The organism is Roseburia rectibacter (assembly GCF_014287515.2).
Lineage (GTDB): Bacteria > Bacillota > Clostridia > Lachnospirales > Lachnospiraceae > Roseburia > Roseburia rectibacter.
In genome coordinates, this window is record NZ_CP092473.1 from 1308607 (window position 1) to 1321535 (window position 12929).

The 12929-nt window shown below is 45.5% G+C and carries 11 protein-coding genes; 4 read left to right on the top strand and 7 right to left on the bottom strand.

Going from position 1 to position 12929, the window contains the following annotated elements; all coding sequences use genetic code 11:
* The first annotated feature begins 18 nt into the window (after positions 1–18).
* The 4 genes from pcrA to H8S51_RS06285 all read left to right on the top strand — a co-directional run bounded on the left by pcrA (position 19) and on the right by H8S51_RS06285 (position 4753).
* Complete coding sequence (gene pcrA / locus H8S51_RS06270) at positions 19–2262, top strand: DNA helicase PcrA (RefSeq protein WP_186898964.1); 2244 nt, start codon at positions 19–21, stop codon at positions 2260–2262.
* Between the two features lie 166 nt (positions 2263–2428).
* Entirely contained in the window at positions 2429–2725 is a 297-nt protein-coding gene (locus H8S51_RS06275) for a hypothetical protein (protein ID WP_117922548.1), read from the top strand.
* Between the two features lie 72 nt (positions 2726–2797).
* Entirely contained in the window at positions 2798–4483 is a 1686-nt protein-coding gene (gene rlmD / locus H8S51_RS06280; protein ID WP_186898963.1) for a 23S rRNA (uracil(1939)-C(5))-methyltransferase RlmD, read from the top strand.
* Between the two features lie 24 nt (positions 4484–4507).
* Positions 4508–4753 (top strand): DUF6061 family protein, encoded by a 246-nt coding sequence (locus H8S51_RS06285; RefSeq protein WP_021683568.1) that lies wholly within the window; start codon positions 4508–4510, stop codon positions 4751–4753.
* A 51-nt stretch (positions 4754–4804) separates the two neighbouring features.
* Here H8S51_RS06285 and H8S51_RS06290 read toward each other — a convergent pair whose 3' ends face one another.
* From H8S51_RS06290 to H8S51_RS06320, 7 genes are all read right to left on the bottom strand, one after another.
* On the bottom strand, positions 4805–7450 hold the full coding sequence (locus H8S51_RS06290) for an ABC transporter permease (RefSeq protein ID WP_118209687.1): 2646 nt from the start codon (positions 7448–7450) through the stop codon (positions 4805–4807).
* 15 nt (positions 7451–7465) lie between these two features.
* The gene (locus H8S51_RS06295; RefSeq protein ID WP_006858253.1) at positions 7466–8137 is read right to left on the bottom strand and encodes an ABC transporter ATP-binding protein; all 672 of its coding nucleotides are present in this window, start codon (positions 8135–8137) and stop codon (positions 7466–7468) included.
* 135 nt (positions 8138–8272) lie between these two features.
* Positions 8273–9172 carry a sensor histidine kinase gene (locus tag H8S51_RS06300; protein WP_117494646.1) on the bottom strand — a complete coding sequence of 300 codons (900 nt, stop codon included), beginning with the start codon at positions 9170–9172 and terminating at the stop codon, positions 8273–8275.
* Entirely contained in the window at positions 9165–9842 is a 678-nt protein-coding gene (locus tag H8S51_RS06305) for a response regulator transcription factor (RefSeq protein ID WP_117489490.1), read from the bottom strand. Before H8S51_RS06305 ends, H8S51_RS06300 begins: the two co-directional genes overlap by 8 nt.
* Before the next feature lie 108 nt (positions 9843–9950).
* Positions 9951–11030 (bottom strand): hypothetical protein, encoded by a 1080-nt coding sequence (locus H8S51_RS06310; RefSeq protein WP_330646773.1) that lies wholly within the window; start codon positions 11028–11030, stop codon positions 9951–9953.
* Between the two features lie 44 nt (positions 11031–11074).
* Complete coding sequence (locus tag H8S51_RS06315; RefSeq protein WP_021683574.1) at positions 11075–11707, bottom strand: hypothetical protein; 633 nt, start codon at positions 11705–11707, stop codon at positions 11075–11077.
* Positions 11700–12827, bottom strand: a complete 1128-nt coding sequence (locus tag H8S51_RS06320; RefSeq protein WP_186898962.1) for a DUF6076 domain-containing protein — start codon at positions 12825–12827, stop codon at positions 11700–11702. The genes H8S51_RS06315 and H8S51_RS06320 overlap by 8 nt, the downstream gene beginning before the upstream one ends.
* Positions 12828–12929 lie beyond the last annotated feature (102 nt).

Consider the following 12929-nt stretch of genomic DNA (forward strand, 5'->3'; position numbering starts at 1 on the left):
AAAAGGAAAATAATAAATATGAGTATATACGATACACTGAATGAACAGCAGAGGGAAGCAGTATATCAGACGGAGGGACCGGTGCTGATCTTAGCGGGAGCAGGTTCCGGGAAAACGCGTGTGCTGACACACCGTACTGCTTATTTAATAGAAGAAAAGGGAGTTAATCCCTATCATATCATGGCGATCACTTTTACCAACAAGGCAGCTGGGGAGATGCGGGAGCGGATTGATAAAATTGTTGGATTCGGTTCGGAAAGTATCTGGGTATCGACCTTTCATTCAAGTTGTGTGAGAATCCTGCGCCGTCATATTGACCGGATCGGATTTGATACCAATTTTACGATCTACGATGCGGATGATTCAAAATCCCTGATGAAAGATATCTGTAAGCGTTTAGAGATCGATACTAAGATTTATAAAGAGAAAAGTTTTTTAGCAGCAATCTCGTCAGCGAAAGACGAACTGATCACACCGACAGAACTGATGCAGCGTGCACTGACATCTTCTGATTATGCAAAACGCAGACAGGCGGAGGTATACCGGGAGTATCAGGATGCATTACATAAGAACAATGCGCTTGATTTCGATGATCTGATCATGAAAACGGTAGAACTTTTACAGTCGGATCCTGAAGTGAAAAATTATTATCAGGAGCGTTTCCATTATATTATGGTAGACGAGTATCAGGATACCAATACAGCACAGTTTGAACTGATCCGTCTTCTGGCGGGAAAGTATCAGAATCTTTGTGTAGTAGGTGATGATGACCAGTCTATTTATAAGTTCCGTGGGGCGAATATTTATAATATTTTAAATTTTGAAAAACATTTTCCAGATGCAAAAACAATCAAATTAGAGCAGAATTACCGTTCCACCCAGAATATTTTAAATGCAGCAAACAGCGTGATCGCAAACAATGTCGGCAGAAAATCAAAGACACTCTGGACTGCAAATGAAGAAGGTAAGAAGATTGATTTTGAACAGTTTAATACCGGTTATGAGGAAGCTGATTTTATCGCATGTGATATTGCAGGTGATGTAAAGAACGGAGCTTATCATTATGGGGATCATGCTGTTTTATACCGTACAAATGCGCAGTCACGACTGTTTGAGGAGCGTTTTATCGTATCAAATATTCCGTATAAGATCGTCGGTGGTGTAAACTTTTATGCCAGAAAAGAAGTGAAGGATCTTCTTGCTTATTTAAAGACGATTGACAATGCACGTGATGATCTTGCGGTGCGTCGTATTTTAAATGTTCCAAAACGTGGCATTGGCGCAACGACTGTAAACCGTGTGACTGATTATGCTGGGGCATATGATATCAGCTTTTATGATGCATTAAAGCGTGCAGATGAAATCCCGTCCATTGGAAAAGCAGCATCAAAAGTAAAGCCATTCGTAAATCTTATTCAGGTGTTCCGGAGTAAACTGGAGTTTATCAGCATTTCAGAGCTGCTTCGTGAAGTGATCGAGGAAACAGGATATGTTAAGGAACTTCAGGCGGAAGGTACCGATGAAGCTGAGGCAAGGATCGAGAATATCGATGAGCTTTTAAGTAAGGTTGTAAGCTATGAGGAAAGCGAGGAACATCCGACACTGAGCGGTTTTCTGGAAGAAGTAGCACTGGTGGCAGACATTGACAGCCTGGAAGATGACAGCGACTATGTTGTCTTGATGACGCTGCACAGTGCAAAGGGACTGGAATTTCCTAAAGTGTATTTAGCAGGTATGGAGGATGGTCTGTTCCCAAGCTATATGTCGATCACGTCGGATGATTCAAGTGAGCAGTTAGAGGAAGAACGCCGCCTTGCTTATGTGGGTATTACCCGTGCAATGAAAGAATTGACGATCACCTGTGCAAGGCAGAGAATGATCCGAGGTGAGACACAGTACAATAAAGTTTCACGATTTGTCAAAGAAATTCCTGCAGAACTTTTAGATGGAAAAGAAACAGTTCCTGCAAGAAAGGAAGCGGGTACTTCAACTGGAAATGAATGGAGTGCAAAATCAAAACGGATGAACATGAAACAGCAGCCTTCCGGACAGAGCATGCAGGCGCGTGCATTTGCGTCTGTTCATACGAAAGCGGAAAAACTGCCATATGATATTGCTGACCGTGTTTTACATACAAGGTTTGGAGAAGGCACTGTAGTTGCGATCGTAGAAGGTGGACGGGACTATGAAGTCACGGTTCAGTTTGATACAGTGGGCATCAAAAAAATGTTTGCTTCTTTTGCAAAATTAAAAAAGATATAAAAATGTTTAATTTATAAATTTTTAATAGGCGAAATGGGAAACATATGATATAATATTAACATGTAATGAATTTACATTGCGGAATGTAATACGCATAATATTAGAATCATCAGGTAACATATGACTGTGAGATACAGCAGTCTGAAAATAGAAGGAGGGGAGCCCTATGAACAAGATGGACGATTTAAAAGATTTAGTTAACATTTCAAGATTAAACGAACTGCTGAATAAAAAAGAAGCAGAGGAAGAGAAGAAAGCTTCCAAAGTTGTCTGGGTATTTGCGATTATCGGAATTATTGCCGCAGTGGCAGCAGCAGTTTATGGAATTTATCGTTTCTTTGCACCGGATTATCTGGAAGATTTTGAGGATGACTTCGAGGATGATTTTGATGATGATTTCTTTGAAGACGAAGAAGATGACGACAAAGCAGAAGAGCCGGCAGAGGAAAAAACAGAAGAGTAAGAAATATCTTAGGGGGCTGCAGTGTTGCAGCCCTTTTTAGTTTGTGTTAATAGAAAAAGAAAGGAACTGGTTATGAAAAAAGGGCAGATCGTAGAAGGAATCATTGAAAGGGTGGATTTCCCGAATAAAGGAATTTTAAGAACGGAAGATGGTACACGTGTGATCGTAAAAAATGCGATCATGGGACAGAAAGTATCAGCAGCAGTCAATAAGGTCAGAAAAGGAAAATGCGAAGGACGACTGCTTGAAATATTGGAAAAATCTGCACTGGAGCTGCCGGAACCTGGATGTGTTCATTATGGGATCTGTGGTGGCTGTACATTCCAGAGCCTTCCATATGAGGAACAGCTTAAGATGAAAGAAAAGCAGGTCAAAGACCTGATCGACGCAGTCATCACTGAAGAAAATAAGGGATATGAGTTTTTACCAATCAAAGCAAGTCCAAGACCAAAAGCATACCGCAACAAGATGGAGTTTTCATTTGGAGATGAATATAAGGATGGTCCGTTGGCACTTGGAATGCACAAACGCGGCAGTTTTTATGATATCGTAAATGTAGGAGAGTGCCAGATCGTAGACGAAGATTTCCGTCGTGTGCTTAAGATCACGTTGGAATATTTTAAGGAAAAACAGATTTCATTTTATCATAAACTCCGTCACACCGGGTACCTCCGTCATTTTCTTGTGAGAAAAGCAGCAAAAACAGGAGAGATTTTAGTTGACCTTGTGACAACTACACAGATGGAGGAACTTAGTGGGGAAAATGAAAGTGCATTATTAGAAGGCTGGGTGAAAAAACTTTGTGAGGAAAAATATGACGGTGTGCTAAAAGGAATCCTTCATACAAAAAATGACAGCGTTGCCGATACGATCAAAAATGAGGGGACAGATATTTTATTTGGACAGGACTTCTTTTATGAGGAACTGCTTGGTCTGAAGTTTAAAATCACGCCATTTTCCTTTTTCCAGACAAATTCCCTTGGTGCAGAAGTACTCTATCAGACTGCACGTGAATTTATCGGGGATGCGCTCGACGATGAGGCGAATCAGACAGTATTTGACCTGTATTCCGGAACCGGAACAATCGCACAGATACTTTCTCCGGTTGCAAAGAAAGTGATCGGTGTGGAGATCGTGGAGGAAGCTGTTGTGGCTGCAAGGGAGAATGCAGCTTTAAACGGACTTACCAACTGCGAATTTATCGCGGGAGATGTATTAAAAGTGATCGATACGATCGGGGAAAAACCGGATTATATCGTACTTGATCCGCCAAGAGATGGAATCCATCCGAAAGCACTGGAGAAAATCATCCGCTATAATGTGCCGCAGATGGTCTATATTTCCTGTAAACCGACCAGCTTAGCAAGAGATCTTGAAGTGCTGCAGGCGAGAGGTTATCAGGTGAAGAAAGTGCAGTGCGTGGACATGTTCCCTGCGACGGGAAATTGTGAGACGGTTGTCTTGCTTTCCAAGGGCGAGGTCGACTCGAAAAAGATTCGGGTTGAGTTCTCTTTGGAAGATATGGATATGTCGGAGTTCCAAGATGGGGCAACCTACACGCAGATCAAGGACTATGTACTGGAACATAGCGGATTAAAGGTATCCAACCTCTATATCTCACAGATTAAACGGAAATGTGGGATTGAGGTAGGCAAAAACTATAATCTGCCGAAATCCGAGGATTCCAGACAGCCCCAGTGTCCGCCGGAAAAAGAGAAAGCAATCCGAGAAGCATTCAAATATTTTGGGATGATCTAACATCCAGCAAAGTGGAGGTTTCTTATGGATAGATTGATTTCTTGTGAGTTTAACATGGATACCGCTTGTGTGGAACTGAAATTTTTAGATGGCAGCATGATTGCCATTGATACCATCGCCGTGGAGAATGAGGTTGCTGACAATATGTATCAACGGTCAGAACTGGATTATCTAATCTACAATGATCCGGTTGGATATGCAGACTTGATCTTGAACGGTGATCCCGAAATTTATCTAAAAACTGTAACTGAATGTAAACCCTTAGATTAAAACTCAGCCCTCTGCCTTTTCCTTGGCAGAGGGCCGTTTTTTGCTTAACAGTTATTGAGCATCCCTTAATTGCTCTACAACACTGCATTTCGCTGCATTGTCATACATCATGCAAGGAATCAGCCACCCCAGCAGAAGAAATACCGGAATTGTCAGCAGGACAGGCAGAATGGTGAATCGATACTCAAAGAACCAGAACATACTGCCCAGCATTTTTCCTGCAAGAGGTCCCACCGCCAGCGACAGAATAAAGGCCGCCGATACGGAGGACATTGCGTAAAACAATCCCTCGTAGATCAGCATGGTTTTGAGCTGCCGGTTCGTCATTCCTACAGCCTGAAGCACAGCAAATTCACGGCGGCGGGAAAGAATACTGGTCATCATGGCGTTGAAGAAATTTAAGAGTCCCACCAGCCCGATGATAGCACAGAGGATACCACCTACCAGAAGGAACATCTGCCGGAACTGAGCAAACTCAGAGCGAGCCGTGGCCTTGCTTTCATACATCAAGGGTGAAAACTCACCGGCAGTGAGCTTCGATAGATATTGCTCTGCTTCGGCCTCGTCTGCGTCGTCTGCTGTGTCGAACAGGTAGAGCATCGGAATGGCCGCACCGCCGCTGTCCCTCTGTGCGGTATCCACAGACAAAACTGTCTCATATCCAATACCACCATAACGATAACTCATGGAATACGGAAGCTCTACCAAGGCGCAGACCGTGTACTCTACATCTCTGGCTCCATACAGTTTTTCCTGAAAGTACTCCTCCGGTGTATCTTCGGTGCGGAGTTCCCCGGTGCGGCTGTCGATATATTTCACATCGTCCGCATAGGTGGCGGTGATCGTGTCTCCCACCTTGGGGTAGTATTCAGGATTGGGCAGATTACCGTAGTCATCTAAGGAAACCGCAATGGCAATAGCGTTATTGTTTGGCTCCAGCATAGGAGAAATATCTCCGTCGAACACTTGCAGCTTGTCAAACAGGCTGTTATCCAGAGCCTCGATTCTGGTATCTCCCATCACCATATCGCCCCGGTGCTCCATGCGGCTCATATGGCTGTCCAACTGCTCAGCACTTTCGTACCTTGCATAGTCCTGCCGCAGAGCATCCTCCGTCATCCAAAGATATACGGGTTTTCGCACAGCATATCCCGTGCCGGAAAGACTGGACTTTGTGTTTGCTGCGATCTCTTCGATCTGTTCCGGCGTGATGAATTCATCTGCCGGGTTGTAACGGAAATAGTCGGGCGTGCTGACGATAAAATCGGCGCAGGTCATGAAGGATACATACTTCTCCATGCTGAAGCCGCCCACAAAGGCACACAGTGCATTGAACAGCGTCACCGACAGTGCCAGAGACACCACCACCAGCACCGTCTTTTTTTTGTTTCGTCCCAGATTGGCAAAGGCCATCTGATGGAGCTTCGCTCCCCGGGTGCTGCGCTGTTTTTTCTTGGTCTGCATCGCATCTGTATATTTGGTAGCCTCCACCGGAGAAACCCTGGCTGCCATTTTCCCGGGCTTGGAGCAGGACAAAAGCACCGTCAGCAGGGCAAACAGCACGGAGCCAACAAAGATCACAGGCGAAGTGCTGATGGTGGTGATGCCTGCATCCAACTGGGTGGAGCGCAAGACAACAGGCACCAGAACAGCGCCAATGCCATAGCCCAACAGCAGCCCCGCCGGAATGCCGATCAGACAAAGCAGAAGTGCCTGCTGGCGAATGATGCGTTTGAGCTGCCGGGGCGTTGTGCCAATGGTTTTCAGAAGCCCGTAAAACCGGATATCCCCCGCAACAGAGATCTGGAAAATGTTATAGATGATAAGATACCCGGTGAAAATCACCAGCAGCAAAAAAGCTGCTATGGCGATCACAAGTTCCGGATCGAGATGCGACTCCAGCTGGGATGAGGTATATCCCCAGTTGACGCCGATCCGGACGCTGTTGGGATCGGTATAGCTGTCCCATGTGTAGCCGAGATCGGTATCCACCTGCTCCATCTGCCCTTGAATGTTTGTACTGGAAGCCATCATGACATTCAAATCGGTGCGGAAAGGCTGTAAACCTGTTTTCACTGCCTGCGCTTCGATGTCATCTGCGTAATCACGGCTGATGTTGATGTAATGAACAGGCATTAGTTCATCATAGTCCCAATAGCCCACCAGCGTAAAGGTATCTGTTACAGTAAAGGCGGTTTGATCCTTGTCCGTAATGGAATAGGAAACCGTGACCTCGGCGCCCAGCTCCGGCGTTACGCCAAGCAGCCGCAACGCTGCCGTATCCATGGCTACCTCTTTGCCGCTTTCGGGCATCCGTCCGGTAGTAGGGGTTGCATAGCTCCATTTAGTGCAGTTGGCATCCATGTAGCTGATCTCTGCAGGGGTTTTGGAAAAGACACCCTCCGCAGTGATACCGATTACCTTCCGTACCCCCGCAGCCTTCACCTTTGGGTGGGCAGCGATACGTTCCGCCTGCTCGGGGGAAACATCCTTAAAGGTACCGTGTGCATAGCCACCTACCTGCCGAAACTGGTAGGTTTCATAACTGGCGTTCAACGACAAGACAATGGTGAACATGGACGTAAATAGCAGCGTTGTCAGCGCAATGGCAAAAATAGCGATCAGATTGCGGCGACGGTTCGCATAAAGAGATTTTAAGCTGAGCTTTCGAATACATTTTCTGTTTTTGACATTCATCGTAGCCACCTCCCGTTAGTTCTGGGAGACGATCCGACCATCTTCGATACGGATAATGCGGTCTGCCATCTGCGCAATTTCTTCGTTGTGAGTGATCATTACGATTGTCTGGGCGAACTTTTGACTGGTGACTTTCAAAAGGCTCAATACATCCTGGCTGGTTTTGGAATCCAGATTGCCGGTGGGTTCATCTGCCAGAATGATAGCGGGTGCTGCCGCCAGCGCACGGGCAATGGCTACTCGCTGCTGCTGACCGCCGGAGAGCTGATTGGGCAGGGCATCCAGACGATCATCCAGCCCAAGTGTCTGTACAATTTGCTGTACGAAATCCTTATTGACCTTGCCACCGTCCAGCTCAATGGGTAGAACAATATTTTCATACACATTCAGCACCGGAACAAGATTATATGCTTGGAACACAAAGCCGATTTTCCTGCGGCGGAAGATGGTCAGCGCTTCCTCCTTCAGGGAGAAAATATCCTGTCCGTCCACCATGACCGTGCCACTTGTAGGGCGATCCAGCCCGCCCAGCATGTGCAGCAGCGTGGATTTGCCGGAGCCGGATGTGCCGACAATTGCAACAAATTCGCCCTTCTTTACACTTAAATCAACTCCATCCAACGCATGAACTGCGTTATTGCCGGAGCCATAAATCTTTTTCAGGTTTTTTGCCTGTAAAACTTCCATAAATGAGTACCTCCATGAAAAAATCTGTATGTATGAAAGGAAATCATCCTTTGATACATACAGATTATCGCATAGGAATCTTTCCACATTCTTTCCGGCGGAAAATGAAATCTAACAGTTTTGATAGAATTGTTGTTATTTCGGCAGAAATATGGAAAACGTACTTCCTTTTCCCGGAACGGAAGCAATCTTGATATAACCTCCCTCGCCGGATATGATCTGTCGGGCAAGGTATAAGCCGATGCCGACCCCTTCCTGCTCCTGAACCGCCTTTGAGCGGTAAAAGCGAGCAAATATCTTCGCTTGCTCAGTTTCCGGTATGCCTGAACCGGTATCCGATATATCGATCCTTGCAAACATTTCGTAACTTACGGCAGAAATCCTGATTGTGCCATGCTCTGTATATTTGATGGCGTTGTCTACGATATTCGCCAGCGCTTCCGCTGTCCATTTGAAGTCGAATACAGCAAAAGCATCTGTATCCTGCATTTGCAAAGACAATCCTTTTTCAGAAGCCTTGGCAGTATATTGTTCTACCACACTTTCAAGCAGCGGCTGCAGCGCTGCTTGCTGAGGGGAGAGTGAAATGATCCCGTTTTCCAGTCTGGAAAGCTTTACGAGAGAATCAATCAGAAATCGCAGCTTTTCCGATTGTTTGTACAGCGCCTCCACATTTGCCTTCGCCGATGCAGGCATAGTTTCCTCCATCAGAAGCTCGCTGTATAACAGCAGGTTTGCAATCGGCGTTTTTGTCTGGTGGGAGATGTCCGCAATCAAGGTTTTGATTTTGTCTTTTTCCTGCGCTATGTTTTGAGAAGATGCTTCTGCGGCGGAAAGATAGTGCGCAAACTTCGTTTCCAATGCAGATAGCCGGCTTTCATCAAAATTGGTTTCAGAAAAGGAGCCGGTCATGGCAGCGTCCAGCATCCTTTCGATTTCTTCCATCGTTTTTCTGATCTTCCTCCGCTCCCATAATACAGCAGCTATCGCCGCCAGAAAACATAGCAGTATGATCACAATGCCGGTTTTATTCATCTTTTGTCACCCAGCTATAACCGATTCCGTAGATGGTTTTAATGTATTTCTGTGCGCCAAGCTTATCCCTCAGACGCTTGATCGTAACAGACAAAGCATTTTCATCCACATATTCTGCGCCATCTGTCCAGATCCGGTCGACAAGGTCTCCACGGGTCATGGTTCGACCACGGTTTTCAACAAGCAGACGCAGTAATTTTTGTTCTGTTTTACTCAATTCCACTTTTGAATCTCCCACATAAAAGGTCATAGACTCAAAGTCAAAGTGAAATAGATCCATATGGAACGGCGCATTTTTATGGTTTGACGCTTGCTTTCGCAGTTGGGTATTCACCCTTGCACGCAAAACCGAAAGAGAAAAGGGCTTGGTAATATAATCATCAGCGCCTCTCTCCAGTCCGTCTACGATGTCCAGATCGGTGTCGTTGGCAGTCAGCAGAATAACAGGAATTCCGGGCAGGTTTTCCTTGACCTCCCGAAGCAGCTCAAGCCCGCTGCCATCCGGCAGATTGATATCCAGCAGGATCAGGGATACACCGCCGCAAAGAAGCTGTTCCTTCGCCGTTTTTAGGTCTTGGCAGGATATAATCTGACGGTCATCTGCTTTCAGTGCTTTACTTAAACCCTGATTCAACCCTATATCATCTTCAATAATCAATAATTGTTCCATGTATCTCACTCCCTCGTTATTCAAAGGCCACCATTATTTCCTTGGGTAATTTTTCGTTCTCACAGTTCAGAAGATAGGCGATTGCTCTGCTTGCAAATTTGTTTGTTTTCACTGTATCCCAATCGGCAAGCAAAAGACCTCTGCCTTTCCGTTCTCAAAATCTAATGATATTTCGCCCCATTCGCCGTCGCAGTCTGCCTGATATTCGTAGATTGCGGCGGCGATTTTCTTTTTTCGCTTGGTCTTGGATTTCTGTTTTAGCCGGACTGCATGGATTGCGCCCTCGGCAACCAACAATTCCGTCAACTTGTCCACTGCTTTTCGGTAGGCTCGTTCTGCACCGCTGGCTGTACTGCCCTCAAACATAACCGCCAGTTCTTCAAAGGTGGGGCGGTCTTTCCATGAGCTGACACGCCCACAAGTCATGCAAATTGCTAACCGTTTTTCGAGCAAGGTCTGTTCCCGGTAATTCAGTTTCTCAAATGCCTGCTGCACCTTTTCTGCTTGTATGCCGTTCCAGAGGATATCGGTATAGTTCCAGCTATCGTCAAGGGCTACATCCTCGCCTGTTTCCTCGCCGTTCTCGTCTGTCACATAGAATGGCTGCTGATTGCGGATTCCACGGACAACTTTCAGATATTCTTCCGCAAGGGCAAGATCGCAGTTGTATTTCTTGGAAAATTCGTTGACCGCATCCTTGGTATTGTGGAACAGCCAAGCCATTGACCGCACCATTTTGTAATTGGTCAGAGAGGACACCGACCATTTTTCTTCGCCCATGCGAAAACGGAGCATAGCATCCCGGATGAACGGGAAAATGTATGTAGCATACTCTGCACCCTTGGCAAGGTCATAGTCCATCAGCTTTTGGAGCATTTGCTCCCGGCAGGAGAGCTTTATATCTATAAATCGGTCTGTGTCATACAGATCGCCGCCATCCACACCGAGAAAGTCTTTGATGCGCTTGTTAAGTTGCGGCTCGTAGTAGTGTAGGAAGAATGAGAAATATATCAAATTCTTTTCCTGCAAGGCAGACAGGATATATTCGTTCAGATTGCCTACCGCTGGAGGCTCCGGTTCCAGTTGGAAGATGCGCTCTGCCGCATAAGGAATGATGCCGTCACCGTGCGGATTGACAGCGTGTTTTGGTATGTATCCGGTCATGTCCCATGAAAAATCACTCAGCATAGCGCACCTCCTTTCGGTTCTTTCTCTATCAATATCGACAGTAATTATGCATCGAACTTTTTGTTAGTAGTATTATTTTCGTCGTCCATCATATCACTTAGCACGGCAAAAGCTTGGCTCAGCGGCACAGCCTTAGAAGTCCAGTTTTTCAAACTAAACAAGTTGGAAGATTCATCAAACACATCAAATTCGTCTGTCCCATCAGTGATTTTCTTCAAGTACAACATTTCTATCAAATACAAAGCTCCCAAGATATTTAGTACATTCTCCTGCTTTGCTTGCTTCAACTGCTCATAGCGGTTGTGCTTGACATCTGTAAATGCTCCCCACCATTGCAACGACTGTGCGGGCTGGGTAATATCCCAATTCATAAACGGTTGTATTTCGATATCGTATTCCTGTACACTGATTTTTTGATTTTTTATATCCGGTGTGTTGGTCAAAATATACTGTGCATAGTCTGCAACCGTTTTTCGATCCGTTGTATTGAAACCGCAAAACTCTTTGAATACAGTATCCAACTCTGCCCCTATGGCTTGAATTAAGAGGGCATATCCGTTAGAAAATGCATCAAAATTGTCCTCATGTAGTTCTACAAACTCTATTGATTCAACAAAACGCTTTTCGAGCATTAAGTAGTATTTCCAATGATTCTGACTAAGTTCTTTTCTATTCATGTTTGTCCCTTTCTTTGTATATTTTTGCACTTGCTTCCTTTTTCAAAGCCGCCTGGTCCATTTCTTTTTCATAAGCTCCCTTGGCATAGGCTACATTGCTCAATGCCCGGAGCATCTTATCTTTTGCCAGCTTTTTCATAACCTCTGCAAGATCAGCGTCCAGAGTACCACGCTTCACATAGCGGTTTATGGTGTTCAGCCGTTTCTCATAAATCTGTTTCACCGGATGATCGTCCGCAAGCTCCCGTTGTTCTCTGCCTTTCAGGTTGCCGATCTGCCGACAGGTGCGGTGCAGCTTGTCCCCCGGTGCATAGCCGCCACAGTATTTGGCGTGCCGTGCGTTGGTGGTCAGAAACCACTTGCCGCAGATTTTGCATTTCTTCGGTGCATGACCAACACACAGGCCCTCAAAGAGATCAGACCGGAACATCCCTACAAAGGATACATAGTGCATCCGCTTGACCAGCTTCGCAACTTTTTCGCCGGGACGGATGACGGATACATACTGAACGGAATTGTTCAGGGTAGACATCCAGGCATTGCCTTCCGTGATGGAAAACTCCGGCGGGAAATAGCTGCCGAACATTTTTGCAAAACCCTCTGCGGTGCGGTCTGCTTCGTTGCCGTCTGTTTTTTCTGCAAAATCAAGCATGGCCGTTTGGTATTCCCCAAGGGAGTATGCCAGATGCCCGAAAACTGCGGTATAGCGTTGGAGCATCATCGCATCGGTAAAGTTCTGGATTTCTTCAAATTGCAAAGAATTGGTTGCGGCTTTTATGGCAAACTCCACATATTTCAGCGCATTGTCCACAGTAAAGACTTTTTCAATCCGTTCTCTGTGCTTTGAGATATTCATATAGGAGAACGGCGGTGTTTGACTGAGAATATCGAGCATCGTCAGAGCAGCTTCCTTTGCAATAGGACAGAGTGCAGAAGCATCCTGTCCGGCGTTTAATATTCCAAGCAGCAGATTGATTTTCTCGCATTGCTCGTTTATTTTTGCAATGGTATTCACAGGAACATTCAGTGCATCACAGGCAAGTGTACCGACAGGAAATGTTTTGCTCTCATATATGACCGTATCCTGCCAGAAATCCAATGTCATCAATTCTTGATTCATGCTTGCCCTCCTGTCCTGTTTTTTCATTTTTCTAATTATATCATGTAAATGTGAAGAAATCTACGTCCTCAGATAAGTTGTCCTGTTTTTTGAAACAGGCTT

Coding starts and splice junctions, on each gene's coding strand:
- pcrA (WP_186898964.1), top strand. CDS start 19: ATGAGTATATACGATACACTGAATGAACAGCAGAGGGAAGCAGTATAT.
- H8S51_RS06275 (WP_117922548.1), top strand. CDS start 2,429: ATGAACAAGATGGACGATTTAAAAGATTTAGTTAACATTTCAAGATTA.
- rlmD (WP_186898963.1), top strand. CDS start 2,798: ATGAAAAAAGGGCAGATCGTAGAAGGAATCATTGAAAGGGTGGATTTC.
- H8S51_RS06285 (WP_021683568.1), top strand. CDS start 4,508: ATGGATAGATTGATTTCTTGTGAGTTTAACATGGATACCGCTTGTGTG.
- H8S51_RS06290 (WP_118209687.1), bottom strand. CDS start 7,450: ATGAATGTCAAAAACAGAAAATGTATTCGAAAGCTCAGCTTAAAATCT.
- H8S51_RS06295 (WP_006858253.1), bottom strand. CDS start 8,137: ATGGAAGTTTTACAGGCAAAAAACCTGAAAAAGATTTATGGCTCCGGC.
- H8S51_RS06300 (WP_117494646.1), bottom strand. CDS start 9,172: ATGAATAAAACCGGCATTGTGATCATACTGCTATGTTTTCTGGCGGCG.
- H8S51_RS06305 (WP_117489490.1), bottom strand. CDS start 9,842: ATGGAACAATTATTGATTATTGAAGATGATATAGGGTTGAATCAGGGT.
- H8S51_RS06310 (WP_330646773.1), bottom strand. CDS start 11,030: ATGCTGAGTGATTTTTCATGGGACATGACCGGATACATACCAAAACAC.
- H8S51_RS06315 (WP_021683574.1), bottom strand. CDS start 11,707: ATGAATAGAAAAGAACTTAGTCAGAATCATTGGAAATACTACTTAATG.
- H8S51_RS06320 (WP_186898962.1), bottom strand. CDS start 12,827: ATGAATCAAGAATTGATGACATTGGATTTCTGGCAGGATACGGTCATA.